General features: G+C 69.4%; 24 protein-coding genes. 4 read left to right on the top strand and 20 right to left on the bottom strand.

Annotated features, from left to right (window positions below; genetic code table 11):
- Nucleotides 1-49: 49 nt before the first annotated feature.
- The 13 genes from P2T65_RS05470 to P2T65_RS05410 all read right to left on the bottom strand — a co-directional run bounded on the left by P2T65_RS05470 (nucleotide 50) and on the right by P2T65_RS05410 (nucleotide 12683).
- Entirely contained in the window at nucleotides 50-622 is a 573-nt protein-coding gene (locus P2T65_RS05470; protein ID WP_055458620.1) for a DUF2076 domain-containing protein, read from the bottom strand.
- Nucleotides 623-651: 29 nt separating this feature from the next.
- Nucleotides 652-1377, bottom strand: coding sequence for a Bax inhibitor-1 family protein (locus P2T65_RS05465; protein WP_019400518.1), 726 nt, complete (start codon nucleotides 1375-1377; stop codon nucleotides 652-654).
- A 42-nt stretch (nucleotides 1378-1419) separates the two neighbouring features.
- On the bottom strand, nucleotides 1420-2193 hold the full coding sequence (locus P2T65_RS05460; protein ID WP_055458621.1) for an anti-sigma factor: 774 nt from the start codon (nucleotides 2191-2193) through the stop codon (nucleotides 1420-1422).
- The gene (locus P2T65_RS05455; RefSeq protein ID WP_096335256.1) at nucleotides 2177-2740 is read right to left on the bottom strand and encodes a sigma-70 family RNA polymerase sigma factor; all 564 of its coding nucleotides are present in this window, start codon (nucleotides 2738-2740) and stop codon (nucleotides 2177-2179) included. The genes P2T65_RS05460 and P2T65_RS05455 overlap by 17 nt, the downstream gene beginning before the upstream one ends.
- Before the next feature lie 61 nt (nucleotides 2741-2801).
- The gene (locus P2T65_RS05450; RefSeq protein WP_019400521.1) at nucleotides 2802-3542 is read right to left on the bottom strand and encodes an SDR family oxidoreductase; all 741 of its coding nucleotides are present in this window, start codon (nucleotides 3540-3542) and stop codon (nucleotides 2802-2804) included.
- The gene (locus tag P2T65_RS05445; protein WP_276199360.1) at nucleotides 3539-5290 is read right to left on the bottom strand and encodes an SMP-30/gluconolactonase/LRE family protein; all 1752 of its coding nucleotides are present in this window, start codon (nucleotides 5288-5290) and stop codon (nucleotides 3539-3541) included. The genes P2T65_RS05450 and P2T65_RS05445 overlap by 4 nt, the downstream gene beginning before the upstream one ends.
- The gene (locus P2T65_RS05440; protein WP_276199359.1) at nucleotides 5227-6210 is read right to left on the bottom strand and encodes an NAD(P)-dependent oxidoreductase; all 984 of its coding nucleotides are present in this window, start codon (nucleotides 6208-6210) and stop codon (nucleotides 5227-5229) included. Before P2T65_RS05440 ends, P2T65_RS05445 begins: the two co-directional genes overlap by 64 nt.
- A gap of 37 nt (nucleotides 6211-6247) precedes the next feature.
- Nucleotides 6248-7381, bottom strand: coding sequence for an ABC transporter ATP-binding protein (locus tag P2T65_RS05435; protein WP_055458625.1), 1134 nt, complete (start codon nucleotides 7379-7381; stop codon nucleotides 6248-6250).
- A gap of 16 nt (nucleotides 7382-7397) precedes the next feature.
- Nucleotides 7398-8225: a carbohydrate ABC transporter permease gene (locus P2T65_RS05430; RefSeq protein WP_019400525.1), complete on the bottom strand. Its 828-nt coding sequence runs from the start codon at nucleotides 8223-8225 to the stop codon at nucleotides 7398-7400.
- A 10-nt stretch (nucleotides 8226-8235) separates the two neighbouring features.
- On the bottom strand, nucleotides 8236-9195 hold the full coding sequence (locus P2T65_RS05425; protein ID WP_019400526.1) for a sugar ABC transporter permease: 960 nt from the start codon (nucleotides 9193-9195) through the stop codon (nucleotides 8236-8238).
- Between the two features lie 78 nt (nucleotides 9196-9273).
- Nucleotides 9274-10536 (bottom strand): sugar ABC transporter substrate-binding protein, encoded by a 1263-nt coding sequence (locus tag P2T65_RS05420; RefSeq protein ID WP_198300638.1) that lies wholly within the window; start codon nucleotides 10534-10536, stop codon nucleotides 9274-9276.
- A 51-nt stretch (nucleotides 10537-10587) separates the two neighbouring features.
- Nucleotides 10588-11754 (bottom strand): mandelate racemase/muconate lactonizing enzyme family protein, encoded by a 1167-nt coding sequence (locus tag P2T65_RS05415; protein ID WP_276199358.1) that lies wholly within the window; start codon nucleotides 11752-11754, stop codon nucleotides 10588-10590.
- The gene (locus P2T65_RS05410) at nucleotides 11754-12683 is read right to left on the bottom strand and encodes a dihydrodipicolinate synthase family protein (protein WP_276199357.1); all 930 of its coding nucleotides are present in this window, start codon (nucleotides 12681-12683) and stop codon (nucleotides 11754-11756) included. Before P2T65_RS05410 ends, P2T65_RS05415 begins: the two co-directional genes overlap by 1 nt.
- 108 nt (nucleotides 12684-12791) lie before the next feature.
- Between P2T65_RS05410 and P2T65_RS05405 the strand changes: the two genes are divergently transcribed.
- Nucleotides 12792-13733: a 2-dehydro-3-deoxygalactonokinase gene (locus tag P2T65_RS05405; RefSeq protein ID WP_055458630.1), complete on the top strand. Its 942-nt coding sequence runs from the start codon at nucleotides 12792-12794 to the stop codon at nucleotides 13731-13733.
- A gap of 1 nt (nucleotide 13734) precedes the next feature.
- On the opposite strand, the gene P2T65_RS05400 is transcribed toward P2T65_RS05405, so the two are convergent.
- From P2T65_RS05400 to P2T65_RS05385, 4 genes are all read right to left on the bottom strand, one after another.
- A complete protein-coding gene (locus tag P2T65_RS05400; RefSeq protein ID WP_055458631.1) occupies nucleotides 13735-14703 on the bottom strand; it encodes an ABC transporter permease in 969 nt (322 codons plus the stop codon).
- Nucleotides 14703-15644: an ABC transporter permease gene (locus P2T65_RS05395; protein WP_055458632.1), complete on the bottom strand. Its 942-nt coding sequence runs from the start codon at nucleotides 15642-15644 to the stop codon at nucleotides 14703-14705. The genes P2T65_RS05400 and P2T65_RS05395 overlap by 1 nt, the downstream gene beginning before the upstream one ends.
- Entirely contained in the window at nucleotides 15641-17113 is a 1473-nt protein-coding gene (locus P2T65_RS05390; RefSeq protein ID WP_276199356.1) for a sugar ABC transporter ATP-binding protein, read from the bottom strand. The genes P2T65_RS05395 and P2T65_RS05390 overlap by 4 nt, the downstream gene beginning before the upstream one ends.
- A gap of 86 nt (nucleotides 17114-17199) precedes the next feature.
- Entirely contained in the window at nucleotides 17200-18210 is a 1011-nt protein-coding gene (locus tag P2T65_RS05385) for an ABC transporter substrate-binding protein (RefSeq protein WP_055458634.1), read from the bottom strand.
- Nucleotides 18211-18522: 312 nt separating this feature from the next.
- On the opposite strand from P2T65_RS05385, the gene P2T65_RS05380 reads away from it, so the two are divergent.
- From P2T65_RS05380 to P2T65_RS05370, 3 genes are all read left to right on the top strand, one after another.
- Nucleotides 18523-19023, top strand: a complete 501-nt coding sequence (locus tag P2T65_RS05380) for a TspO/MBR family protein (RefSeq protein WP_276199355.1) — start codon at nucleotides 18523-18525, stop codon at nucleotides 19021-19023.
- Nucleotides 19016-20488 (top strand): deoxyribodipyrimidine photo-lyase, encoded by a 1473-nt coding sequence (locus tag P2T65_RS05375; protein WP_276199354.1) that lies wholly within the window; start codon nucleotides 19016-19018, stop codon nucleotides 20486-20488. Before P2T65_RS05380 ends, P2T65_RS05375 begins: the two co-directional genes overlap by 8 nt.
- 151 nt (nucleotides 20489-20639) lie before the next feature.
- Entirely contained in the window at nucleotides 20640-21434 is a 795-nt protein-coding gene (locus P2T65_RS05370; RefSeq protein WP_055458636.1) for a class II glutamine amidotransferase, read from the top strand.
- A gap of 18 nt (nucleotides 21435-21452) precedes the next feature.
- Here P2T65_RS05370 and P2T65_RS05365 read toward each other — a convergent pair whose 3' ends face one another.
- The 3 genes from P2T65_RS05365 to P2T65_RS05355 form a co-directional block, all read right to left on the bottom strand.
- Nucleotides 21453-22265, bottom strand: coding sequence for a hypothetical protein (locus P2T65_RS05365; RefSeq protein WP_071924682.1), 813 nt, complete (start codon nucleotides 22263-22265; stop codon nucleotides 21453-21455).
- Nucleotides 22266-22393: 128 nt separating this feature from the next.
- A complete protein-coding gene (locus P2T65_RS05360; RefSeq protein ID WP_169790091.1) occupies nucleotides 22394-24652 on the bottom strand; it encodes a polysaccharide biosynthesis tyrosine autokinase in 2259 nt (752 codons plus the stop codon).
- Nucleotides 24653-25118: 466 nt separating this feature from the next.
- Nucleotides 25119-25961: a WecB/TagA/CpsF family glycosyltransferase gene (locus P2T65_RS05355; RefSeq protein WP_055458639.1), complete on the bottom strand. Its 843-nt coding sequence runs from the start codon at nucleotides 25959-25961 to the stop codon at nucleotides 25119-25121.
- Nucleotide 25962 lies beyond the last annotated feature (1 nt).

Genomic DNA, 25962 nt, shown 5'->3' with positions numbered 1-25962 from the left:
CGGCTTGCGCCGGCCCCTCGTTCTTCACGGCAGGTTCCTGCGGCTCCGCTCAGATCTCCTCGTCGCCCCCGAAGAAGCCATCGAAGAAGCCGCCACCCTCGTCCGCCGCTGGCTCGGGCTCCGCCTCCGGCGTCGTAGCCTCGGCAGCCTGGGCCTCGTTGCCGCCGAACATGCCGGCGATGGCATTGCCCAGCAGGACGCCGCCGGCGACACCCATGGCGGTCTGCGCCGCGCCGGCGAGGAAGCCGCCACCGCGGCCGGGCTGCATCCCCGCCGGCGGCACCGCTGCAGGCGCCACGCCGCCCGGGGCGGCCGCACTGCGCGGCATCGGCGGAACGGAACCGGCGCGGCTCGTCTGCCCGCCGCCGAAGAGGCCCGACAAGAGGCCGCCGGCCGGGCGCGACGCCTGGCGCTCCAGCTCCTCGATGCGCCGCTGCGCCTCCCGCAGGGCGTAGTCCTGCATCACGATGGTCTGGGCCATGAAATAGGGCGCCCCCGGCTGCTGCGCCATGCGCTCGCGGATGAAGCTCTCGGCCGCCTGATCCCGCGGGCCCGCCTGGCGCTCGACCTCGCCGAGGCGGGCGAACAAACCCTCGATGGCCTGCCGGTCCTGATTGTCCATTGTCACGAAGCTCCGTTGCTCGAACGAATTCAGCCTTCCCGCTCGCCGGTGAAATTCAACAGCAGCTGGAAGATGTTGACGAAATTGAGATAGAGCGAGAAAGCGCCGAAGACAGCGAGCTTCTGCTGCGATTCCGCATCGAAGTTCTCGGCATAGCGCTCCTTGATCGCCTGCGTGTCCCACGCGGTCAGGCCGACGAAGACGAGGATGCCGATGACCGAGATGGCGAACTGCAGCGCGCTCGATCCGAGGAACAGGTTGACGATGCTCGCGATGATCACGCCGATGAGGCCCATGATCAGGAACGAGCCGAACTGCGACAGGTCCCGCCGCGTCGTGTAGCCGTAGAGGCTCGTCGCGCCGAACATCGCGGCAGCGATGAAGAAGGTGCGGGCGATGCTCGTGCCGGTGAAGACGAGGAAGATCGAGGCGAGCGACAGGCCCATGACGCCGCAGAAGGCCCAGAACAGGCCCTGCGCGCCGGCCGCCGACATGGTCTGGATGCGGAAGGAGAAGAACAGAACGAAGGCGAGCGGCGCCAGCATCACCACCCACTTGAGCGGCGTCGAGAAGATCGGCACGTAGAGCGCCGGCGTCGTGCCAACGATGAAGGCGACGACGCCCGTCAGCACGAGGCCGAGGGCCATGTAGTTGTAGACGCGCAGCATGTGCTGGCGCAGGCCCTCGTCGAAGAGTGCCCGATCGACGCGGGCACCGCCCGCCTGCCAGCCGTAGCCATAGTTCGGCATGTTCATCGCTTGGTTCTCCTGGGGTGGATCAGTTGCTTGGGTTTGCACTCAGTAGAGGGCTCGGACCAGCCGGTCGGCGGCCCGGTCGAGTTCCTTGGAATCGGCGCGCGCCACGAGCGCATAGGCGACCTCGCCCATCTGCCAGTAGGCGGCGGCGAGATCGCCGTGGTGAGCGACCGTCGCCGGCACGACATCGAAGGCGCCCGGTCGCACGGCAAAGAGCGACACCGTCCCGAGCGCCTCGGTGCGGATCGCCATCTCGACGCTCGGCCCGAAGGTGGAGGGGAAGATCTGCACGTCAGCGACGGACCAGCCCTCGGGCAGGGGCGGCAGGCCGATCGCCGTCGCCGAGCGGATCTCGGCCGGGTCGTAGCGCGGTACGGCGGGCTGCGACGCCATGCCGGCGCGTACCTCGGCCGTGCGGTGTGCCTGCATGGCATCCACCACATAGGCTGGCGGGATCGCCGAGGCGACGACCTCGCCGACGCGCAGGGCACCGAACTCGGCGTGGGCGAGCCAGCCGGTCCCAACGAGGACGGCGACAGCCGCCACCTTGCGCAGCTGGCGCAGGAAACGGTCGCGCGACAGCCCCCGCTCCAGCCGCAGGGCCGCTTCGGCCGTCGCGCTGCGCCCAACATAGGGCGGCCCGGCGAGGGCCAACCGCAACTCGTCGCGGATCTTGAGGTCCGTGATCACGCGGACCGCCTCGTCCGGATGCCGGACGAGGTGCGCTTCCACCTCGATCCGGCGGGCCACGGGCAACTGGTCCTCGACATAGGCCTCGAGATCGGCCTCGGTGATCGGATCAATGGGACGGTCCATCGGATCCTCCTACGATTTTGAGGTCTGGCGCCTTGCCCCGACGGGCGCCGGCTTCCCCCTCCTCGAGTGCCCGGAGCGCCGCGCGCGCCCGGGCAAGGCGCGACATCAGCGTGCCGGAGGGAATGCCGAGGGCTTTCGCGGCTTCGGCGAAGCTCATGCCCTCGATGGCGACGAGGTGAAGCGCCGCGCGCTGCTCGTCGGGCAGGTCCATGAAGGCGCGGCGCAGCTGGGCGAGGCGCAGCTGCTGGTCCTGGACCGCCGGCTGGTGCTCGGGATGGAGATCGGCCACGAGCGCCTTGCGGCGCTCGTCCGCCCGCCGGGCCCGCTGCCCGTCCACGAAAAGGTTGTGGAGGATGGAGAACAGCCATGCGCGCAAGCCGCGGCCGGCCTCGAAGCTGCCGCGCCGCTCGTAGGCGCGCAGCAAGGTATCGTGCACGAGGTCCTCGGCAGCGACATCATCGCGCGTCAGCGACCGCGCATAGCGGCGCAGCGCCGTGAGCTGTCCGAGGGTGTCGAAGCGGGACCGTTGCGACGTCATCAGCTCCATATACGGAGCCGCCGACCGAATTCGTCCCTTGGACGTCGAAATTTTTGCGGCCCCGCGCCCCCTACACCACGCCGGCGTCGACGATGAAGTTCTGGCCCGTGCACATGCGTGCCTCGCCCGACAGGAGGAAGACGATCATCGCCGCGACGTCCTCGGGCAGGATCTCGCCGGGCAGCGCCTGGCGCTCGGCCGCACGGGCGAGCCGCTCGGCGGTCGCGGCGGCGCGCTGACGCTCCGTCATCACCCAGCCGGGCGTGACGGCGTTGACGCGCACGCCGCCCGGCCCGAGTTCACGCGCCAGCGAGCGCGTGAAGCCGATGACGGCCGATTTCGCCGTCGTATAGGCGATGAGGTTGACCGCGCCCTGCATCCAGGAGGTGGAGGCGAGGTTGACGACCGCGCCGCGGCCGGCGCGCAGGCCCGGTGCCACCGCCTGGGTGACGAACATGAAGTGGCGCAGGTTCACGGCGAGGCGGTCGTCCCAATAGTCCGGCGTCACCTCGGTGAAGGCATGGCGCTCGTCATGGCCGGCGTTGTTGACGAGGAGCGCGACGGGGCCGGTCGCCTGCTCGCCGTCCCGGATCGCGGCAACCGTCGCCGCGACGTCGCGCAGGTCCGCCCGGCGGAAGACGACGCCCGGCGCCTCGGCCACGAGCCGCTCGCCCTTGTCCGCATCGATGTCGAGCACGAGGCAGCGGGCGCCCTGGCGCGCGAGCGCCATGACGGTTGCCCGGCCGATGCCGTCCGCGCCGCCGGTGACGAGCGCGACGCGGCCGGCGAGATCAGGGTAGAGCGCGCTCATCCCGCAAAAGCCGCCGTGGGCAGGCCCGGCACGGCGACCGGCAGCGCGAAGAGCCCGCCCGAGAACGGCGCCTCGGTGAGCACGCGCGAGGGCAGGCGCACGCGCGCGGAGGTGATAAAGAGTGTCTTCAGGTCGGCGCCGCCGAAGGCGACGCTCGTCGGCCGCGGCACGGGCAGGCCGACGTCCCGGTCGATCCGCCCGTCGGGCGCATAGCGGCGCACGCGCCAGCCGTCCCACAAAGCGCACCAGACGAAGCCGTCGCTGTCGACGGCAAGCCCGTCCGGCCTCCCCTCCTCGGGCGGCACCTCGGCGAAGACGCGCCGGTTCTCGACCGTGCCCGTCTCGGGATCGCAATCGAAGGCATAGATCCGGCCGGGCACGGAATCGACGAAATAGAGCGTGCGCCCGTCCGGGCTCCAGTCGAGCCCGTTGGCGGCGGTATAGCCGGAGGAGACGCGCCGCCAGGAAAGGTCCTTCTCGATGACATAGAGCGAGCCCGAGGTGCGGCTCGCGTCGAGGCGCATGCTGCCTGCCCACAGCCGCCCCCGCCGGTCGCACTTGCCGTCGTTGAAGCGGTTGTCAGGAATGTCCGCCTCGGGGTCGACGAGCGGCGTCGTCGCGCCCGTCGCGAAGTCGAGACCGACGAGGCCCGTCTGCGTGAGGGCCACGAGGCCCCCGCCACGGCGCGGCAGGAGCGCGCTGATGAGCTGCGGCAGGCGCAGTTCCTCGTTCTCGCCCGTCACCGGGTCGAAGCGGTTCGCCGAGGGAGCGAGGATGTCGACCCAGTAGAGCCGCTCGTGCCCGGCGATCCATACCGGCCCCTCGGCGAGATGGGCGCCCCACGGCAGGACGCACGCGACGGCGGGATCAGCGCCGTGGCCGGGACCGAGCTGGGAGGTGATGTTCATGGGCGCGGCGCCGACATTGCCCGAGACCTGCCGCGCCGCCGCCATGAGATCGCGGCCGAGCACGTGCAGGCGGTCGTTGGGAAGGCGCGCGCTCGGGCCGAAGACGCCCATCACCGCGATCGCCTTGCCGGTATGGTCGAAGATGGGCGCGGCGGCGGAGGAGACGCCCTCGACATGCTCGGACACCGAGATCGCATAGCCGCGGGCGCGGATCAGCGCGAGCTCCGCCGTCAGCGCCGCCTCGTCGGCGATGGTGTTCGCCGTGTGCCGGGTGAGCCGGATGCGGTCGAGGAGCGCCCGCTGCTCGTGCGGTGCGGCGAAGGCGAGGAGCGCCTTGCCGCCCGCCGTGCAATGGAGCGGCGCCCGGCGGCCGACCTCGATGCGAAAGCCGAAGGCACCGCCGCGGCTGCGCTGGTCGATATAGAGCACCTCGTCCGCATCGATGGTGGCGATGGCCACCGTCTCGGCGATCTCGTCGGCCAGGCGGTCGAGGACCGGAGCGGCCGCCCCGCGCAGGTCGAAGGATTCCCACACCCGGTGCGCCAGCTCGAAGAGCCGGTGGCCGAGCCGATAGGTGCTGTCACTCTCCTCGTGCCGCACGAGGCGGAAGAGGACGAGGGTGTTGAGCATGCGCGCCAGCGTGCCCTTGGGCAGGCCGGTCGCCGCCTGCAGGTCCTTGAAGCGCGGCGGCGTCTCCGCTTCGCCGATGACCTCGAGCAGGTAGAGCCCCTTGGCGAGTGCGGCCGCGCCGGTGGGGACGTCCCGCTCCTCCGGCCTTACGACCGCTGCCGCGCGCTGCGCGCCGCGACCGCCTCGTCGATCATGCGCTCGATGGTCCATGTCGGCGTAAATCCCAGTCGTTCCCGGATCTTGCGGTTGGCCGTCCGATAGTGGACGCCCGGCCCCGGCAGGTTGACCTCGCGCAGAGGCAGGCCCGTGCGTTCGGCCATGAGCGGCAGGGCGCGCGCGAAGTCAACCGGCTCGCTCGCCCCGAGGTTGAAGACCTCCCTGGCCGCGGCCGGATGGCGCAAGGCGAGCAGGATGCCCTCCACCATGTCGCGCGTGTCGGTGATGTGCATGGCGAAGGGCCGGCCGTTCTCGTTGCGCGACAGGACGAGCGCCTCGCGCCCGTCGTCCACCGCCTCGAGCGCCGCGACCGCCGCCGCGTTGCCGAAGGCCTCCTGCTGGCGGATCTTGGGGTGCAGGAAGAAGCGCGGACCGGAGAAGAAGCTGTCGGGATCGAGCAGCTCGGCCGCATCCTGCGTGTGCGAGAAGCGCAGGATCACCGTCTCCATGGCGCCCGTGCGGCCGAGAAAGCGCACGATCTCCTCGCCGAGGAGCTTGGTGAGGCCGTAGGGCGTGCGGGGCGCAAGCGGATGGTCCTCGTCGATGGGCTGATAGGCCGGCACGTTCTCGGGATAGACCTCGCCGGACGAGGCGAAGACGAAACGCCGGCAGCCGGCGGCCGCGGCCGCCTCGGCCACCATGCGCGTGCCGGTGACGTTCGCCTCCCAGAGTCTGTCGGCATCCTCGCGCCGCCACGACATCAAGGCGCCGAGATGAAGAACGGCCTTAGCGCCCTCCGCCGCCTGCCGTGCGGCGGCCGGGTCCGAAAAGGCGCCGATGACCTCGCGGTAGCGGGGATGATCGATGCCGGCCGGGCGCAGGTCGAAGCCGACGACCGCCTCGCCTTCGTCGAGGAGGCGGCGCGCGACCCGCGATCCGATACGGCCGGCACTGCCGGTGACGACGATGCTCATCGGAGGATCCTCATGGGACGATGCTCATGGCGAAACCTCAGCGGATGGCCCGGTGCGTGTCGGCGTCGAAGACGTGCAGGCGCGCCGGGTCGAAGGACAAGGTGATGGGCTCGCCCGTGGCCACCGCGCCGGCATCGACCAGCCGGGCGATGAGGGCGTCGCCCCGGCGCTCGTCGTCGGCGCCCTTGGCGTCCGCCGGTGCGCCGCGGTTCTCGTGCGGCAGGTCGACATAGATGTATTTCTCGCTCCCCAGGCTCTCGACCAGCCGCGGCCTCACGGCGAAGGAGACGGGGCCGTGCGCCGGCCCGATGTGCTCGGGACGCAGGCCGAGGATGACCGGCCGGCCGGCGATGCCGGGCACCGCCGCGAGCGGCACCGGCAGGGAGACGTCCTGCCCGAAGAGGCTGACGCGCGCGCCGCGCTCGTCGGCGGTAACGTTGCCGAGCAGGAAGTTCATGCCGGGCGAGCCGATGAAGCCGGCGACGAAGAGATTCTCGGGCCGGGCGAACATGGTGTCGGGATCGGCGATCTGCTGGATCTCCCCGTCACGCATGATGACGATGCGGTCGGCCATCGTCATGGCCTCGATCTGGTCGTGGGTGACGTAGATGGTGGTGACGCCGAGGCGCTTGTGCAGGGCGCTGATCTCGGCGCGCATGTGCACCCTGAGCTTCGCGTCGAGGTTCGAGAGCGGCTCGTCCATGAGGAAGGCCTGCGGCTCGCGCACGATGGCGCGGCCGAGGGCGACGCGCTGGCGCTGGCCGCCGGAGAGCTCCTTCGGCCGCCGGTCGAGCAGGTGGTCGACGGCGAGGATCTTCGCCGCCTCCTTCACGCGCCGGTCGATCTCGCCCCGGTCCATGCCGCGCATCTTGAGGCCGAAGCCCATGTTGCGGGCGACGGTGAGGTGGGGATAGAGCGCGTAGTTCTGGAACACCATGGCGATGTCGCGGTCGCCGGGCGCGAGGTCCGTCACGTCCCGCTCGCCGATGAGGACGCGGCCGCCGCTCGCCTCCTCGAGGCCGGCGAGGATCTTCAGCATGGTCGACTTGCCGCAGCCCGACGGACCGACGAAGACGACGAACTCGCCGTCGGCAATGTCGAGATTGAAGTCCCTGAGCACCGTGACGGCGCCGTAGGACTTGCGGACGTTCTCGATGCGGATACCGGCCATAAATCGCTGCTCCGGATTACTTCTCCGCGCCGGCGGTCAGGCCGCCGACGAGATAGCGTTCGAGGAAGAGGTAGATGACGAGGATGGGCAGGGCGACGAAGACCGCCGCGGCCGAGATCTCGTTCCAGTCGGTGACGTATTCGCCCTTCATGGTCGTGATGCCGAGGTTGGCCGTCCAGCTCTGCTGGGCATTGGTCAGGAAGGTGCGGGCATAGGCATAGTCCGACCAGGACAGCACGAAGCCGTAGAGGGCGGTGGCCGCGAGCCCCGGCGTCGCCACGGGCAGGATGACGCGGAAGAGCGCGCCGAGCGGCGAGCAGCCGTCGACCATCGCCGCCTGCTCGAGCTCGCGCGGGATGGTGTCGAAATAGCCCTTCAGCATCCAGGTGGTGAAGGGCACGATCAGCGTCGCGTGGGCGAGCACCACCGACCAGAGGCTGCCGATGAGCCCGACAGAGCGGAAGATGCCGAAGAGCGGGATGACGAGCAGCGTCGCCGGCAGCATCTTCGCCGTGAGGATGAAGAGGCCGAGGGACTGGCCGCCGCGCACCCTGAAGCGCGACAGCGCGTAGCCGGCAAAGACCGATACTGTCATCGACAGGGCGACCGAGCCGAGCGCCGCGAGCGTCGAGTTGGTCAGCCACAGGAGCATCGGCCGCTCCTCGGCGATCCGCGAGAAGACCTGCCATTGCGGCACGTCCGGCCAGAAGCGCGGCGGCAGCGAGCGCAGGTCCGCCGGCGGCGAGATGGCCGTCACGAACAGCCAGTAGATCGGGAACAGCAGCACGGCGCAGGTGGCGGCGACGCCGAGATAGAGCGCGATGCGCGAGGACCGGAGCTTCATCGCCGCCTCCTCAGTACATGGCTTCGGCGCGGCGGCCGACCATGAGAAGGCTCGCCAGCACGCACAGGACGAGCGTGACGATGCCCACGGCCGAGGCGTAGCCCATCTTGAAGAAGCCGAAGGCCTGCTCGTAGGTCATGATCGACAGCGTCTGCGTCGCCTTGAGCGGCCCGCCGCCGGTCAGCACGTAGATGATGGAGAAGTCGCGGAACACCCACAGCATGACGAGCACGATGGTGACGCCGAGCACCGGCATCAGCGTCGGGATGGTGATGTTGGTGAAGCGCTGCCAGGCATTGGCCCCGTCCACCTTCGCCGCATTGTAGAAATCCTCCGGGATCGACTGCAGGCCGGCGAGCGCCATGATGGAGACGAAGGGATAGCCCTTCCAGATCATGGTGATCGCCACCACGGCGAAGGCGGCGTCGGGGTCCGAAAACCAGTTGATCGTCTGGCTCGTCAGCCCGAGCGTGATGAAGAGCCAGTTCATCAGCCCGAAGGAGGAATCGAAGATCCAGGCGAAGATGACGACGGCGATCACCTCCGGCACGGCCCACGGCAGGGCGACGAAGAGCCGGGCGATGCTGCGGCCGCGGAACCTGTTGTTGACCAGCAGCGCCGTCGCGAGCCCGAGCACGAAACAGGCGCCGGTGACGATGACGAGCAGCTTGAACGTCACCCAGCAGGCCATCCAGAACTCGGCCGAGGTGAAGAGGCGCTCGTAATTCGCCAGCGTGAAGGGCCGCCGCGGCTGGTCGAGCCGGGCGATGCCGACGTTCTGGAACGACAGATCGAGCGAGATGAAGAGCGGATAGACGATGATGAGCGCGATCAGCAGCACGGCCGGCGCGAGCAGGAGATAGCCGAGCCAGTGCCGCCGGCTGGGACGCGCGAGATCGAGGCCGAAGCGGCGACGACGGCCCGGCGCGCGGGCGGCAAGCGGCTGCGCGGGGATGGACTGCGTGGACATGACGATAACCTTCTCACCGCGCCCGGGGTGCGGGAGCCCGCCGGCGAGGCCGGCGGGCCGGTGCTCGACCTGAGGCCTTTACTGTTTCTGGATCGCCTCGGCCTTCGCCTGCATCGTCGCGGCGACGGCCTTGGGGTCGAGGTCCTGGATGATCATGCGCTGGGCCTCTTCCATGACCATCTTGGCGAATTCGTTGTACTGGATCTCGAGCCCGGTCGGGATGCGGTCGACGCCTGCCTTGGCGGCCGCCTGGGCCGCCTCGACGAGCAGGTCGAAATGCGGCGTCTCGCCCTTGGCGCCCGAGACGTCGGCCCGCGGGCTCGGTGGCGTCGAGGCGGCCATGGTGGCGTATTTCGTCTGGAAGTCGTCCGAGGTCGCGAGGGCGATGAAGTCCCACACGAGCGCCTTGCGGTCGTCGGAGATCTCGCTCGCCATGCCGAGCACGTTGGACGAGCCGCCGACCGGCGGATCGAAGGGCACCATGGCGAGCTTCAGCTTATCCTTGGCCGCCCCCTTCTGCATGATGGGATAGAGCCAGGGGCCGTCGAACTTCATGGCGATCTTGCCGTCGGCGAAGAGCTGGCGCACCTCGCCCGCCGAGAGGTCGCGCGGCGTGAGGTTATCCTTCACCACCGCCTTCCAGCGGGTGAGGCCCTCGACCATCTCCGGCGTGTCGATGGTCACCTTGCCGTTGGCGTCGGTCCAGCGCCCGCCGGCATCGAGGACATAGTTCAGCATCTCGGAGAGATACTGCCCGCCGCCGCCCTTGGTCTCGTGGCCGGTGCCGAACTGGTCGAGGATGCCGTCGCCGTTGAGATCCTTCGTGGTCTTGCGGGCCGCGGCGATGAACTCATCCCAGGTCCTGGGAACGGCGAGCCCCTCCTTCTGCAAGAGCTCCTCGTTGTAGCCCATGACGTAGCCGAAATAGAGCATCATGATGCAGACGGTGTCGCCCTGCCATTCGCAGGTCTTCTGGCCGGCCCAGCCGTCGAGGTTGAGCTTCGCCTTCTCGATCCAGGGATCGAGGTTCTCCAGCCAGCCGTTGTCGGCGAATTTCTGGAACTCGAAGGAGGCGAGATGGACGATGTCCGGCGGCGAGCCGCCGGCGAACAGCGTCGTCATCGTATCCGAATAGGCGCCGCGCTCGACCTTCGTCCACTCGATCTTGACGCCCGGGTGCTTCTCCTCGAAGGCCTTGATGAGCGCACCCCACCAGTCGCCGACGCCCCGCTCGTCCTTCTGCCAGGAGACGAATTTCAGGGTCGTGTCGGCCGCGGCGGGGACGATGGTGCCGGTCGCCAGAAGGGCGCCGGCCGCCGCGGCAAGGCCCAGGGCTTTCAGTCTCTTCGTCAGATGCATGGCTTCCTCCCGTGGTCGCCTTGGGTCTGTTTCTTATGATCGCAACAGGTCGAGTGCCTCGCTGGACGGCTCGACGCCGAGCCCCGGCCCCGTCGGCAGGGTGTAGAACCCGTCCGCGCAGTCCATGTCGCCGGTGAGCAGGCGGCGGTTGGGCTCGAAGATGGAATGCTGGAACTCGTGGCAGTCGACGGCGGCGAGCGCCGCGCTCGCGTGCAGGCTCGCCGCGAGGAACAGCCCGATGCCGATGGTCGCGTGGGGAATGACCTTGAGGTGATGCGCCTCAGCATAGCCGCCGATGCGCATGAACTCGGTCACGCCGGTGTGGCCCATCTCCGGCTGGACGATGCCGCAGGCCCGGCGCTCGACGCGCGGCACGAGATCAAAGACCGTGCGCCACTCCTCGCCGGCCGCGATCGTCGTCGACACCTGCGCGGCGACGCGGGCGAGACCGGCAACGTCCTCCGTATGCACCGGCGCCTCGGCGAACCACAGGTCGTGCGGCTCCATGGCCCGGATGAGGCGGATCGCCTCCTCCGCCGTATGGGCCCAGTGCATGTCGCAGGCGATGCGCGCCTCCTCGCCGAGGCGCTCGCGCAGCGTCGCCATTTCCCTCGCCAGGCCATCGTCGGCGACCGGCGCGGCGAACTTGAAGGAGGAAAATCCCCTCTTCTGCCAATGCGCGGCGAGATCCGCACGGGCGGCGCGCGTTCGCTCCGGCAGGCCGGAGACATAGGCCGGGATGCGCTCGCGCCGCTGGCCGCCGAGCAGCTTGACGAGGGGCAGGCCGGCGAGCTTGCCGGCAAGGTCCCACAGCGCGATGTCGATGGCGGCGAGCGCATCGAGATAGAAGCCGCCGGTATAGCCGCGCACGCGCATGAGGTCGTAGAGGTCGTCGTGGATGACGGCCGCGTCGAGCGGGTCGCGTCCGACGACGAAGGGACCGAGCAGGTCTTCCACCAGCGCCAGCACCGTGCCCGGCGCGACGATGCCGTAGGTCTCGCCCCAGCCGACGGCCCCGCCCGTCGTCTCGATGCGCAGGACGACGCTGCGATCGACGGTGGGATAGACCGTGCGGTTGCCCTTGCGCACGATGTAGCCGCGTGCGCTCGTCTCCTCTCCCGGCCGCAGCGCGCCGAGATAGGGCGTCTCCCGCGGCAGGGTGATGGTGTGGGCGGTGACGGAAGCGACGCGCTCGGCCATCAGCGCGCTCCCACGGCTTCAGCCGCCGCTGGCAGCATGACGGTGAGAAGATCCGTCACCTCCTCGAACCAGCCGTCGATATCGGCCGTGCTCCACGGGTCGAGCTCCGGCGTCGGCGCGCGCACCTCGGCGTTGTCGAGGACGCCGCGCCGGGTCAGCACGTGTTTCGTCAGGCGCATGCGATAGAGCGCCTGCAGGGCGAGGAGCGGCAGGCTGCGCATGTAGAGGCTGCGGGCGCGGATGCGGTCCCCCGCCTGCCAGGCACGGTCGAGCGCCACGTGCAGGTCCGCGAGCTCCAGCGCCGGCATGGCGCCGCAGGCGCCGCGGGCATATTCGTCGAGGATGTAGCGCGCGCCGCCGCCACCGATGACGCCAGCCAGATGCGCCGGCGCCTCGGCGAGGATCGCGGTGATGGCCGGACCGGAGGGCAGCGTCTCCTCCTTGACCCAGCGCACCGCCGGCACATCCCGCACGACCGCGAGGATCGTTCGCGGGTCGAGATCCGAGCCGCGCGGGGCCGGCGCGTTCTGCAGGACGATCTCGGGGCCCGGCACTGCCTCGGCGACGCCGCGAAAGAAGGCGGTGACCGCCTCGCGGTCCGCGCCGATGCCCCGCGGCGCCTGGATCATCACGCTGCCGACGCCGGCAGCCAGCGCATCCCGGCAATGGGCGATCGTCTCTTCGAGCGAAGCTGCGCTCGCCCCCGCGACGACCGGGACGTGCCCTGCAACGGCATCGACGACAACGGCAAGGAGACGCCGCCGCTCCTCGCCGGAGAGGCTCTCCACCTCGCTGGCGAAGCCCGGGAAGACGACCCCGTCCACCCCGCTCCGCAGCGCGAAGGCGACGAGGCGGCGCATGGCGGCTTCGTCGATGGCGCCATCGGCCCGGAACGGCGTCGGCAGGACAGGCAGGATACCCCTCAGCACAGCGCTACTCCCATTCGATCCATATATTGGATCATTTGTTGCTTATTGTGGATCATATGTCCGGGTGCTAAGCAGTGTCAACCAAGAGAGACGGGAGGAGGTCCTGGAATGGGCGCTGACGCCGCGAAACGTGAGCCGAAGAGTGAGCCCAACGTCGTCCTCGATTGGGGACCGGCGCAATTCCGCGCCCTGCTGATCGGCCCGGACGGAGAAGAGAGTGAGCGCATCGAGACGCCGCAAGGTATCCAGTCGATGGTGGACGGCGATTTCTCCGGGCTCCTTGCGCGCACCCTCACACCGTGGCGGCAACGACGTGGCCCCTTGTCCATCGTCGCCGCCGGCATGATCGGCAGCCGCAACGGCTGGTTGGAGATGCCTTACGTGCCGACGCCGGCGAGTCCGGCGGATCTCGCGGCCGCGGCACGGCGCCTCGAACTCGAAGGGGGCGACACCGTCACTTTCCTGCCCGGGCTCACCCATCGGGCGGCCCGGCCCTATCCGGATGTCATGCGGGGCGAGGAGACACAACTCGTCGGCTTCGGCCTCGGGCGTGACATGACCGTCGTCCTGCCGGGCACCCACGCCAAATGGGCGCGCATCGCCGGGGGGCGCATCGAACGCTTCCAGACCTTCGTGACCGGCGAGATCTTCGCGACCCTGTCGCGCCACTCCTTCCTCGCCAAGGTCGCGGCGCGGCCCGCCGTCCCCGACCGCCAGGCTTTCGCGCGCGGCCTCGCCGCAGCGCGCGACGCGCAGCCGGACGCCGGCGGTCTCCTGACCCGCCTCTTTTCCGTCCGCACGGGGTGGCTCGCCGGAAAGATCACGCCGGGCGAGATGGTCGACTACCTCTCCGGCCTCGTCATCGGCTGGGAATTCGTCGAGGCCGAGCGCGGCGGCTGGTGCAGGGCCGGTGACACGGTCGCCGTCGTCGGCGACGACGACCTCGTCGATCTCTACCGCCGCGCCGCCGAGGCGAGCGGGCTCGCGGTCGTCATGGGTCCCGAGGACGCCGCCGTGCGCGGGGCGCTCGCCATCACCGCGCTTGTGTGATCTAGCCGCGGCCCGGCCGGCGCCCGCCCGACAGGGCGATGACGGCGATGATGATGAGGCCGGTGAGGATGAGGCGGACGCCGGCCCCGACGCCGAAGGTGTTGAGCATGGTCACGAGCAGGTAGAGAAACAGTGACGCGCCCCAGATGCCCGGCACGTTGGAGAAGCCGCCGGCGACCGAGGTGCCCCCGATGACGACGACCGCAATGGAGGCGAGCAGGAACTCCTCGCCCATGTTGAGCGAGGCCCCGCCCGAAAAGCCGGCGAGCAGCGCCCCGCAGAAGCTCGCGAAGACGGCGCTGAGGACATAGGTGGCGAAGCGCACGCGCGCGACGCGGATGCCGGCGAGCCCCGCCGCCCGCGCATTCTGCCCGATGGCGAGCACCGAGCGGCCGTAGACCGTGCGGCGCAGCACGAGTGCCATCGCCGCCGCGACCAGGATGGCGATGATGGCGAGGATCGGCACGCCGAGAACGCGCCCCGTCGCAAGCTCGGCGAAGATCGGCGGCGGCTTGATGCGCAGGCCGCGGCCATAGGCGATCGCCGTCGACTGCACGAGGAAGCTCGCCGACAGCGTCGCGATGATGGGCGGGATGGAGAGGATGCGGATCAGCGCGAAATTGAAGCAGCCGATGGCGAGCCCGACGGCGGCGACGGCGGCGAGCCCCGGCACGATCATCGCGTTGCTGCCGTCCATCACCTTCATGGCCACGGCCCCGGCGAGCGCGATATTGGCGGGGATCGACAGGTCGACATTGCCGGGTCCCGTCGTGATGACGAACATCTGGCCGATGCCGACGATGACGTAGAAGGTGGCGAAGGTGAGCGCCGCCGTCAGCACGTCGCCGCCGCCCTTGCCGCTGGTGAAGGCGGTCGTCGCGAGGAAGATGAGGCCCGCGCCGACGAAGGACCACAGCCAGGGCCGCTCAGCGGACCAGTCGGCGAGGCGGGAGAAGGCGCTTTGCCGCATCAGCGCCTCCGCTCGAGCCGGTTGACGAGGGCGCGCAGCGCCAGGACGACGATGAGGATGGCGCCCTGGGCGCCGATCTGCCAGTCGGGCGAGATGCGCAGGAAGGACAGGAGCGAGCCCGCGAGCGTCAGCGTCATGGCGCCGAGGACCGCGCCGACGGGCGAGACGCGCCCGCCGACGAACTCGCCCCCGCCGAGGATGACGCCGGCGATGGACAGGAGCGTGTAGCGGATGGCGATGTTGGCGTCCGCCGAGGTGGTGAGGCCGACGAGCGACAGGCCGCTGAGGACGCCGAAGAAGCCGGCGAGCGCAAACATCGTCACCTTGGTGCGCAGCAGCGACCAGCCGGCCCGCGCCACCGCCACCGGATTGCCGCCCGCCCCGCGCAGGATCGCCCCCCAGGCCGAGCGCATGAGGCCGACATGGACGACGAGCGCCAGGGCGGCGCTGACGAGGATGGCGAACGGCACCAGGGGCGTCCTGACCTTCACGAGCGCCGCGAGCCAGGCCGGCGCGCTGCCGCCCGGCGAAGGCAGGAGCAGCACCGAGCAGCCCAGCCAGAAGAAGGACATGCCGAGCGTGACCACGATCGACGGCAGGTTGCGCAGGTGGATCAGCGCGCCGACGAGGGCATAGACGACGACCGCGCCGAGGAGCACCGCGACCCCGAGAAGCGGGGTCGCATTGAGCCAGGTGGCGCCGACGCAGGCGACGAAGCTGACGAAGGCGCCGATGGAGAGATCGAGGTCGTTGACCGTGATGACGCAGAGCTGCGCGATGGTCGCGAAGGCGATCGGCATCGCGAGGTTCAGCATCAGGTTGAAGCCGAAATAGCTGATGGCCCGCGGCTGCACGAACCAGATGGCGACGAGGAGCGCCGCGAGCGACAGGGCTGGCAGCGCCGCCCTGACGAGGCGCGGCGAAGGCATCAGAGCGTTCATGCCGCCTCCTCGGCGAAGGACGACTGCAGCACCCGTTCTTCCGTGATCTCGTTGGCGGCCAGTTCGGCGACGATGGCGCCGGCGCGGAAGACGTAGACGCGGTCGCAGTGGCGCAATTCGTCGAACTCCGTCGTGTACCAGAGGAAGGTGCGCCCGCGCGCCGCCTCCGCCCGGATCATGCCGTAGACTTCCTGCTTGGTGCCGACATCGACACCGCGCATGGGATCGTCCATCAGCACGATGCCGGCATCAGAGGCGAGCGCCCGCGCGAACAGCGCCTTCTGCTGGTTGCCGCCGGAGAGCGAGAGGATGCCGTTGCCCATGTCGGGCGTGCGGATGGCGATACGCTGGCGCCATTCCTCGGCCATGCGCGCCTCCGCCGCACGGTCGATGAGCCCGAACCGGCGCAGGCCCCCGAGGGACCGTATCGTGATGTTCTCCGCGATGCTCCACAGCGGGAACACGCCATCCGACTGGCGGTCGCCGGCGACGAAGGCGACCGCGCCGGCAACGCGCGCGTGCGGCTCGCGCCCCTGAGCCGCGGCATTGATGCGCACGAGAAGATCGGTCTGGCCGTGGCCGGCAAGCCCGGCGAGGCCGACGATCTCACCCCGGCGCGCGCGAAGGCTCCGCCCGTCCGCCTGCCGCGCGGGACGCGCCTCGACCACGACCTCGCCCGCCCGCTGCGCCGCCGCCGCCCGCTTTTCATCCTCCCGTGCCGCGACGGAGCCCATGGCGGCGACGAGGCTATCGCGCGTGAAGTCGCGGGCAGGGCGGGTCTCGACGACGCGTCCGTCCTTCATGACCACGACACGGTCGCTGGTCGCGAGAATTTCGCCGAGCAGGTGCGAGATGAGGATGACGCTGCCGCCCCGGGCGACGAAGCGGCGCACGAAGGCCATGAGCTGCTCGGCCACCACCTGGTCGAGCGAGGAGGTCGGTTCGTCGAGGATGACGAGGCGCAGCGGCTCGTCGGTGACGAGGAAGGCGCGGGCGATCTCCACCATCTGCCGACGGGCGATGGAAAGGTCCGCCACCACGTCCGCCGGATCGATGCCGTGGCGCGGGAAGATGTCGTCGAGCATGGCCGCCATGGCCGCGCCGGCGCGCTTGCGCCAGCCGAAGCCCCGGAAGGCGCGGTGCATGACGCGGGCGTTCTCGGCCACCGTCAGGTTGGGGCACAGCGACAGTTCCTGGAAAACGCAGACGACGCCGTGTGCCCGGGCCGCAGCCACGCCGGCGCTCGCGGTGATGTCGTCGCCCGCGACCACGAGCCGACCCTCGTCGGCGGCGAGCGTACCGGCGAGCACCTGCATCAATGTCGACTTGCCGGCCCCATTGTGGCCGACGAGGCCAAGGCATTCGCCAGCCCGCACGTCGAGGTCGACGCCGGCGAGCGCGCGCACGGCGCCGAAACTCTTGCGCACACCCTCGAGCTGCACGATGGCAGAAGCCGACGGAGCGTCCATGGACCTGTCCCGTTCGATGCCCGCGGAAGAGACGGGAAGCCGCCCGGCCTTGTCCGCCGGACGGCTCCGATCGAGGCCGTTTCGGTCTACTTGCCAGCGACGACGGCCTTGGCCTCGTCAAGCGTATATTCCTTGTTGGCGACACCACCCGGCTCGGTCGCCTCGAGAGAGGCCTCGAGGTTGTCCTGGTCGATGCGCAGGAAGGGCACCACGAGGTCCTTCGGCACGTCCTGGCCGTCGAGGATCTGCTGGGCCACCCAGAAGGCGAGCGTCGACACGCCCGGGGCGATCGAGACCGACATGGTCTCGTAGCCGTTCGCGTCCTTCTGCTGCTTCCACCAGGTCAACTCGTCATGGCGGTTGCCCATGATGATGATCGGCGTCGGGCGCCCGGCCGCCTTGAAGGCCTCGGCCGCGCCGTAGCCATCGCCGCCTTGCGTCACGACGGCAGCGATCTCAGGCAGGCTCGGCAGGATGCCCGCCACCGCCTTCTGTGCGACGGTTTGCGCCCAATCGCCATTGACGGAGCCAACGACCTTGAACTTCGGATGCTTGGCGACGCCCGCGACGATCCCCGAATGGATCTCCTCGTCCACAGAGACGCCGGCGAGGCCCCGGATCTCGAGCAGATTGCCGCCGTCGGGCAGGCGCTCGGCGAGATAGTCGAGTTGGTCCGACCCCATCTTCTTGAAATCGACCGCAATGCGCCAAGCGCAAGGCTCGGTGACGATGCCGTCGAAGGAGACGACGACGATACCCGCATCGCAAGCCTCCTTCACCGCGCCGTTGAGCGCCGTGGGCGAGGCCGCGTTGACGACAATGGCATCATAGCCCTGGAGGACGAGGTTCTGGATCTGCGCCGCCTGCTCCGTCGCCTGGTTCTCGGCGGTGGTGAAGGCGTCCGCGGCCGCCACCACCTTGTCGGCCACGGCCTGGGAGGTGACCTTCTGCCAGCTCTTCAGCATGGCCTGACGCCAGGAATTGCCGGCGTAGTTGTTGGACAGGGCGATCTTCTTGTCCGCCGTATCGGCGAGGGCCTGCGGCGCGGCGAGAAGCCCAAGCGTGGCCGAGGCAAGCAGCAACCTTGCGATTTTCATCGTTTCACTCCCCTTGACGTAACGCCCCGTTCATCGGGATCTTTGGCCGCGCGGCAACGCCGCGATCTAACCGATTTATGCCGGTGACGTAACCAGCGGTTGCAAGAACTGTCAACTCACTGCAGTCTCGATTACGAAGGGACCGAGGCCGTCACGGCCAGCTCAAGCTCACCATGCAGACGGGCGCTGCGCAAGACGGCTCGTCCGCGTGCTGTAGCTGGATAGCGGAGGCTGAACGAAGCCGAGCCTCCGGCGTTGAAGGATGGCGGCACCCGCCGGTCGCTGCGCTCCCCGACGGACAGGGACCAGACGATGAGTGAACGCGAGCATCCCCTTCGCCCGTCTCCTTGGGCGCGCGCGGCCATCGCCGTGCTGCCAGTCATCGCCGCCTCACTCCTGGGCCAGCTCGTGACCTTTCCGAGCCTGGTGCCCTGGTACGCGGGGCTCGCCAAGCCGCCATTCAATCCGCCGAACTGGATCTTCGGTCCCGTCTGGACCGCGCTCTACGCGCTCATGGCCCTTGCCGCCTGGCGCATTCTGGGCTTGCCGCCCAACACCCCGGGCAGAAGGGTCGCCCTCACGCTCTTCTTCGCCCAGCTCGCGCTCAACATCCTGTGGTCCTGGCTCTTCTTCAGGCTTCACAGCCCGCTGGCCGGGCTCTTGAACATCATGCCGCAGCTGTTGATCATCCTGGCAACGATCGATCGCTTCCGCCGTCTCGACGCGATCGCGGCCTATTGCCTGTGGCCGCTCGCCGCCTGGGTAGCCTTCGCCACGGTGCTCAACCTCGAGATCTGGCGCCTGAATGGCTGAGAGCCGGCAAAACCCCGCGAGACACGATCCCTCCGAACCCGGCCGACCGGTCATCGTCTGGTTCCGGGACGATCTGCGCCTTGCCGACAATCCGGCGCTGGCGGAAGCGGCGAGGACCCAGCAACCGCTCGTCTGCGTCTTCTGCCATGACGAGGCGAGCCCGGGCCTGAGACCGTTAGGCGGTGCCGCGCGCTGGTGGCTGCACGGCTCGCTCGCTGCGCTCGACCAAGCGCTGCGCAAGTTGGGAGGGCAGCTCGTCATGCTGCGCGGTCCTGCGCGCGAGATCATCGAGCAGCTGGCAAGCGCTTGCAACGCCGGCGCGGTCTACTGGAACCGCCGCTATGGCGCGGCGGAACGCTCCATCGACGAGTCGGTGAAAACCGCCTTGCGCGCGAAGGGCATCGAGGCCGCCAGCTTCAATGGCCATCTGCTGCACGAGCCCTGGACCGTACGCAGCCGGACGGGCCAGCCGTTCCGCGTCTTCTCCGCTTTCTGGCGCACGGCCTCGGCACTCGGCACCCCACCCCGACCCCTGGCGGCCCCACACCGACTGTCCTTCCACGCCCTCGACGTCGCGCAACTGCCGGCCGTCGGCCTCACCGATCTTCAGCTCGAGCCGTCCAACCCGGACTGGGCCGGCGGCTTGCGCGAGGCCTGGATCCGCGGCGAGCCCGGTGCCCGGCCCGCACTCGACCGCTTCCTGGAGACGGCCCTGACCGGCTACGCGGAGCGGCGCGACCGGCCCGACCGGGCGGCAACGTCGCGCCTGTCGGCTTATCTGCGCTTCGGCAACATCTCGGTGCGGCAGGTCTGGCACGCGGCCTCGGCGGCAGCGGCAGCGCAGGCGCCCGCGGCCCAGCGAGGACTCGAGAAGTTCCTCGCCGAGCTTGGCTGGCGCGAGTTCTCCTATCATCTCCTGTTCCACAATCCCGAACTGGCCTGCCGCAACCTGCAACCCCGCTTTGACGGCATGCCATGGCGACACGATCCGCACGCCCTCGCCGCCTGGCAGCGCGGGCAGACGGGCTACCCGCTCGTCGACGCCGGCATGCGTGAACTCTGGGCCACCGGTTATATGCACAACCGCGTGCGCATGATCGCGGCCTCCTTCCTCGTCAAGCACCTCCTCATCGACTGGCGTGAGGGCGAGGCCTGGTTCTGGGACACGCTCATCGATGCCGATCCCGCGAACAATGCCGCAAGCTGGCAATGGGTGGCGGGATCTGGCGCGGACGCGGCCCCCTTCTTCCGCATCTTCAACCCGGTCCTGCAGGGCGAACGCTTCGATCCCGATGGCGCCTATGTGAAGCAATGGCTGCCGGAGCTGGCGTCCCTGCCGGCTTCCCGGATCCATCGCCCGTGGGAGGCTGGCGAAGAGGCGCTGGCCAAGCGCTATCCGCCACGCCTCGTCCTGCATGACGCCGCCCGCGAGCGGGCCCTCGCTGCCTTCCGCTCCCTGGGCTGATGCGGATTGGGCAGGCGGATGCGCCACGGATCGGGTGCGGCATCGCACATCGCACCTGTTGCGCCTCTTGACGAAGGCGAGCCGGCACGATTCCAGTGGTGTGGCTGCTGCGTCGCCGAATCCGGCACCGTCCTGTCGATGAGGCCCGTCGATGTGTCGCTTTCTCGCCTACCAGGGGGAGCCGATCTTCCTCGAAACGCTCGTGTGCGCATCGGAACATTCGCTGGTGCACCAGTCGCTGCACGCGGCCGAGTGCAAGACGGCAACCAACGGCGACGGCTTCGGCATCGGCTGGTACGGCGAGCGCGACATTCCCGGCCTGTTCCGCGACCTGCGCCCGGCCTGGTCCGACGAGAACCTGCGCTCCGTGTGCACACAGGTGCGCTCTGGCCAATTCTTCGCCCATGTGCGCGCGGCGACGGGTACCGTGACCAGCCGTGCCAACTGCCATCCCTTCGCTCACGGCCGCTGGATGTTCATGCACAACGGGCAGATCGGCGGCTATGCGCAGATCAAGCGCCGGCTCGAAGCCGCCCTGCCCGACGAGTTCTATCACGCACGGCAGGGCACGACCGATTCCGAGGTCCTCTTCCTGCTCGCCCTGGCCGAGATCGCGAAAGGCAGTCCGCCGCCCGAGGCGGTTGCCGCCACACTCGGCTTCACCAAGATGCTGATGCGCGACGCCAGTGTCGACGAGGCGCTGCGCTTCACCGCCGCGCTGACGGATGGCGAGACGCTCTACTGTTTCCGCGTCGCCTGCGACGATCGGCCGGCGAGCCTCTATTTCAGCGAGCAGCCCGGCGCAGTGACCGTTGCGTCCGAGCCGGTGGACCGGGGTGGCGATCACTGGCAGGCGGTGCCGCGCGGCGCCTTCATCACGGTGCGGCGCGGCACGGCAACGACGGTCGCCCCATTTCCCTGGGCGGCGGAAGCCGTGGCGGCCTGAGCACGGCGACCGGTCCGGTCAGACGGGTGTTCCGTCGTCTGCGGCCAACCTCGGCTTGCAATGCAGCCACCTCATCTGTGCACCGCGTTTCTCGGCCAGCATGGCACACAGCAGCGCGCGTTGGCGCTCCGTCCGGGCGAGGCGCGCCGCGGCGGTCGTCGCGACTTGCGGAGAGCAGGCCGAAACGAGGGTCTGGGCGTGGCTGCGGGCGAAACGCGCCTGCAACATGGCCGTCACGCCGGGCACGAACATCTCGTGCAGTTCGACGAGGATTTCCGTCCGCCGGAGTGCCGGCACCTGCGCCGGATCGAGAAGATCCGCCTCCGCCCCCTCCACATCCATCAACAAGAAGGCATCCGCCGTTGCGGCCAATGCCGTCTCGAGCGTCTCGGGCGTGCACGCACCGCGGACGTCGACGGCGGCATCGAGCCCGTTGAGGCTGCGATAGCGCGTGAGAAGAGCAGCGCGGGTGGCGTCCATCTCGTAGGCGATCACCGGCACGCCCGGCAAGCGGTACGCAAGGCCGAGGGCATAGTAGCCGTAGGCGGCGCCCACATCGATGACGGCCGCCGGCGCGCGCGCGATGACATCTTCGATGACCGGCACCAGCGCAGCCTCATAGCTGCCGACGAGCTGGGCATAGTACGATCCGCCGATGCCGCTGTCCGGGAAGCGCAGGCCTGCGAAGGGGCCGCCCATGATGCGGCCGCCGGCATGCCGCTCCACCGCCGCCGCCATCGCCCCGTAGCGCAGACGGTGCGCACGGCGGCGCATGGCCCGCCAGGGCCCCATCAGAAAGGGCGCATGTTGCTTGAGGGTGGCACGGATCATGGTGTGACCCCGGCTGTGCTGGTTGCGAGACGCCGGTCGGCGCCGGCGAGAATGGCGGTGACCCGTTCGCGAACGGGCGACGACTGCCGCGCCACTGCCCGGTCGACGACGGAATGCACCGGTGGAACTCAGGCCCCGCCATCGGCGCTCCCAATGCCGCAACAGTACCGGTAGCCCTCCGTCGTCACCTTCGAGAGGACGGCGCCGATCACGCGATCGGCATCGGCCGCGAGCGTGCGGATCGCCGCCTGCGCGGCGGCAGGATCGATCCTGCCCCATTCGACCACCAGCAGGGCGCCGTCGACACGGCCGATGATGGCGCGGCTGTCGACCACGGGCAGCAGCGGCGCCGCATCGACGATGACACGGTCGAAGGCCAGCCGCAGCCGCTCGAGCACGGCGTCGAAATGGTGGGTTTCGACGAGCTCGGCGGCATCGGCCACCGCTCCGGTCCGTACGGTCGGCAGGAACGTGAGCCCCGTCGCCTTGTCCTCCATGAGGATGGCGTCCAGCGGCTGCTCCCCGCGCAGGACCTCGATGAGACCCTGCTCGGCGTGTGGCGCCAGGACGCGGGTAAGCGCCGGATTGCGCAGGTCGCCGTCCACCAGCACCACGCGTTCGCCCGCGACTTTCAGGGCAAGGGCCAGATTGGCGGCGATCGTCGACTTACCCTCCCCCGGCAGGGCCGAGACGACGACGAGCACCCGGACACCGCCGCCTTCGGCTGAGCGCAGGCCGACGCGGACCTTGCGTACGGCTTCCGCGAAAGCCGACAGCGGCTGCTCCACGAGAATGCGCATGAGCGCATCCGCTGGCCGGTTCGCTGACCACAGCCATGATCGGGAGGCGTCTCGCCCGGCTGCCTGCGGCGCCAACGGCATCGGCCGCGGCCGTTCCTGGACGACGGGCAGAACGCCGAGGCATGGCACGCCGAGACAGGCCTCGACCTGCCCGATGCTGCGGAAGCCGACGTCGAGATGCTCGAGCGCGAAGGCGAGCGACAGGCCGGCAAGGATGCTGCCGGCACAGGCCACCGCAAGCACCAGCCCCGTCCGCGGGTAGCTCGGCCGCGTCGGCACGATGGCCGGAGCGACGATCTCCGCATCGGCGATCTGCAGGCTCTCCTGCTCCAGCGTTTCCTTGGAACGTGTCAGGAATTGCTCGTAGACGGAGCGCAGGGCCATGGCCTCGCGCTCGAGCTCGCGCAGCCTCACCGTCGACTCGCCCCAGCGGGCGGCCTCCTTCTTCAGTTCGGCGAGGCTCGCCTCGAGCGATGCCTCGCGCCCGACGGCAACCTCGTATTCGTTGCGCACGCCGGCCAGAATGCGCGCGAGCTCGGCGTCGATCTGGCGCTGCAGGTCATCCACCTGCGCCCTGGCGGCCGTGACGCTCGGGTGCTGGCTGCCGTAGCGTGCGCCGAGCTCCGCAGTACGGCGCGCGGCTTCGGCGAACTGCGTGCGCAAGTTGGTGACGACGAGGGAGCCGAGCGCCTCCGCGATCCCTGGCTCTCCAACCCCGGCGCTGGCCGCTTCGCGGATCTGCGCGAATTTCGCCCGCGCCTCGGCGGTCCTGGCCCGCGCGAGGATCATCTGCTGGCTGATCTCGGCAATCTGCTGCTCGAGAAGGTTGTCACCGGACCCGACGGAGACGAGGTTGTGCTCCGCCTTGTAGTGCTCGACCGCCCGCTCGGCGCCATACACCTGCTCGCGCAACGCCTCGAGGCGCCCCCCGAGCCACTGGGAGGCACGCTCCGTCGCCCGATACTTGGCGGCGAGCTGGCCGGCCACATATTCGTCCGCCACTGCATTGGCGAGCCGTGCGGCCTTCTGTGCGCTCTGCGACACGACCGAGATCTCGAGGACGTAGGTTCGCCCACGCCTCTTCACCTGCATGCGCTCGCGCAGGGCATCCAGCACCGCCGCACGCCGGAAGTCCGCCTCGTCATGGACGGGAGAATGTCGACCGACGGACACCTGCTCCAGAAGACGGAGGAGGAATCCCCGCTCGGCGAATTCGGGATCGCCCTCGAGCTTCTCGCGCGCGATCACGCGCAGGGCCAGTGTCGACGATTCGATGACCTCGACCTGGCTCTCGACAGCGGCCGCGTCCGATCCGATCCCCGAAAGCACCGCCTCGGCGGAGATCACGCGCTGCTGGCGCGGATCGATCAGCACCACGGCGGTCGCGCTGTAGCGCGGCTCGATCAGCGCCAGGGTCATGACGGTGATGGCGAGAACAAGACAGACGGTCGCCGCCACCATGCCTCCGCGACGGCGCAGCACGAGCCACAAACCGCGCAGATCGAGGATATCGCCCGACGCCGGGCCGTGGGCCTCTCCCGCCGGGACCGCCGGCAGCCCCGCGCCCTCGCTGGAACGTCGCGTCAACATCGAGATCCAGGCGCGTTCTGGAACGATTGAGAAGCGAACGGTTCGCGCTGCCGGGCGTGCGACTGCCGCCGCGAGCGGACGAGGGGCGCCCGTGGAGGCAGGCACCGGTCGCGCCGCGGGGCCGGAACGGTGCCGCTGGGGGCGGCACCGTCAGGACCTCGACGGGCTGACGATTCTCGCAGCGCGCACATGGGCGCCTCCCAGGGTGATCGGAGCGGGAGCACAACCGGCGGAAGGGAAGTCCGGCGCCCTTGCATTATGCGCGGCCTTGCATGTGCACCTCGCCATCTCAAGCAGCGTAACGGCTGGAAGAAAGATCTCGACATGGCAATGCCCTCGCAGCCGTCGCCGGCCGGGTGGCCGACACCCAAGTGTCAGATATATATTTTAACTTGCATTATACTGATAATACAATTTTAAGGCGTTGCCGTCGATGAAGCAATGTGGTGGCCGGCACTTTGGTCTAGCGTCCCGTGCGGGTCATCAGCACCACGGCGGCATGGAGACTGGTGGTCGCGTAGCGGCGCAGGAGTCGCCGCGGCTCGAGCCCAAGGCGGTACAGCCATTCGAGGCCGCAGGCCTGCATCCAGACCGGTGCCCGGCTGTGGCGTCCCGCCAAGAAGTCGAAGAGTCCGCCGCTCGTCTTGAGCAGCCCCACCCGGTGCAGACGGTCGCGATTGCGGACGCAGAACAGCTGCTCGCGGGGAACGCCCATCGATACCCACACGATGTCCGGCGCCAGTGCATTGATATGCCGCGCCAACGCCTCTTCCTCGTGCTCGGCAAAAAAGCCGTGGTGGGTGCCGACGATGGTCAGCCGCGGATAAAGGGCCGCGACCTGGCGCGCCGCAGCGGCGCAGGTCTCGACCGTGCCGCCGAGAAGGAAAAAGCTCAGGCCCTCGTCCTGCGCATGGCGGGCAACGTCATGGAACAGGTCCGTCGTCGCGACTCGTTCCGGAAAGGGCGTGCGGCTCAGGAGCCGCGAGGCGAAGACGGCCGACATGCCGTCAACTGCAAGCCCGCCGCAGCGGCGGAACAGCGCGCGCACCGCTGCCTCGCGATGATAGCGCGAGATGGTCTGGCCATTGATCGACGAGAAGAACGGCGGTGGTGCCTCGCCGCGCGGACGGCAGCGGCATATCGCCCCGAACAGTTCGGCCCATTGCCGGCGGGTGAGGCGCTCCCCCGGCAGGCCGCCGACGGTCAGGCGCGGCAGGCGGCCGGCGGCAAAGGCCTCGTAAAGCGCTTCGGTATCGCTGAAAGTAACGACCGGTGGACGCGCGCTGAGGCTGCTGGACAGTCGCATC

Source organism: Chelatococcus sp. XZ-Ab1, from assembly GCF_029309855.1.
Taxonomy (GTDB): Bacteria; Pseudomonadota; Alphaproteobacteria; order Rhizobiales; family Beijerinckiaceae; genus Chelatococcus_A; species Chelatococcus_A sambhunathii.
Note: the sequence above shows the minus strand (reverse complement) of the source record. Positions and strands in the feature narration are given on the sequence as shown.

Excerpts from the sequence above, each read along its gene's own strand:
- P2T65_RS05470 (WP_055458620.1), bottom strand. The coding sequence starts at position 622 with ATGGACAATCAGGACCGGCAGGCCATCGAGGGTTTGTTCGCCCGCCTC.
- P2T65_RS05465 (WP_019400518.1), bottom strand. The coding sequence starts at position 1,377 with ATGAACATGCCGAACTATGGCTACGGCTGGCAGGCGGGCGGTGCCCGC.
- P2T65_RS05460 (WP_055458621.1), bottom strand. The coding sequence starts at position 2,193 with ATGGACCGTCCCATTGATCCGATCACCGAGGCCGATCTCGAGGCCTAT.
- P2T65_RS05455 (WP_096335256.1), bottom strand. The coding sequence starts at position 2,740 with ATGGAGCTGATGACGTCGCAACGGTCCCGCTTCGACACCCTCGGACAG.
- P2T65_RS05450 (WP_019400521.1), bottom strand. The coding sequence starts at position 3,542 with ATGAGCGCGCTCTACCCTGATCTCGCCGGCCGCGTCGCGCTCGTCACC.
- P2T65_RS05445 (WP_276199360.1), bottom strand. The coding sequence starts at position 5,290 with ATGGACCATCGAGCGCATGATCGACGAGGCGGTCGCGGCGCGCAGCGC.
- P2T65_RS05440 (WP_276199359.1), bottom strand. The coding sequence starts at position 6,210 with ATGAGCATCGTCGTCACCGGCAGTGCCGGCCGTATCGGATCGCGGGTC.
- P2T65_RS05435 (WP_055458625.1), bottom strand. The coding sequence starts at position 7,381 with ATGGCCGGTATCCGCATCGAGAACGTCCGCAAGTCCTACGGCGCCGTC.
- P2T65_RS05430 (WP_019400525.1), bottom strand. The coding sequence starts at position 8,225 with ATGAAGCTCCGGTCCTCGCGCATCGCGCTCTATCTCGGCGTCGCCGCC.
- P2T65_RS05425 (WP_019400526.1), bottom strand. The coding sequence starts at position 9,195 with ATGTCCACGCAGTCCATCCCCGCGCAGCCGCTTGCCGCCCGCGCGCCG.
- P2T65_RS05415 (WP_276199358.1), bottom strand. The coding sequence starts at position 11,754 with ATGGCCGAGCGCGTCGCTTCCGTCACCGCCCACACCATCACCCTGCCG.
- P2T65_RS05405 (WP_055458630.1), top strand. The coding sequence starts at position 12,792 with ATGGGCGCTGACGCCGCGAAACGTGAGCCGAAGAGTGAGCCCAACGTC.
- P2T65_RS05400 (WP_055458631.1), bottom strand. The coding sequence starts at position 14,703 with ATGCGGCAAAGCGCCTTCTCCCGCCTCGCCGACTGGTCCGCTGAGCGG.
- P2T65_RS05395 (WP_055458632.1), bottom strand. The coding sequence starts at position 15,644 with ATGAACGCTCTGATGCCTTCGCCGCGCCTCGTCAGGGCGGCGCTGCCA.
- P2T65_RS05390 (WP_276199356.1), bottom strand. The coding sequence starts at position 17,113 with ATGGACGCTCCGTCGGCTTCTGCCATCGTGCAGCTCGAGGGTGTGCGC.
- P2T65_RS05385 (WP_055458634.1), bottom strand. The coding sequence starts at position 18,210 with ATGAAAATCGCAAGGTTGCTGCTTGCCTCGGCCACGCTTGGGCTTCTC.
- P2T65_RS05380 (WP_276199355.1), top strand. The coding sequence starts at position 18,523 with ATGAGTGAACGCGAGCATCCCCTTCGCCCGTCTCCTTGGGCGCGCGCG.
- P2T65_RS05375 (WP_276199354.1), top strand. The coding sequence starts at position 19,016 with ATGGCTGAGAGCCGGCAAAACCCCGCGAGACACGATCCCTCCGAACCC.
- P2T65_RS05370 (WP_055458636.1), top strand. The coding sequence starts at position 20,640 with ATGTGTCGCTTTCTCGCCTACCAGGGGGAGCCGATCTTCCTCGAAACG.
- P2T65_RS05365 (WP_071924682.1), bottom strand. The coding sequence starts at position 22,265 with ATGATCCGTGCCACCCTCAAGCAACATGCGCCCTTTCTGATGGGGCCC.
- P2T65_RS05355 (WP_055458639.1), bottom strand. The coding sequence starts at position 25,961 with ATGCGACTGTCCAGCAGCCTCAGCGCGCGTCCACCGGTCGTTACTTTC.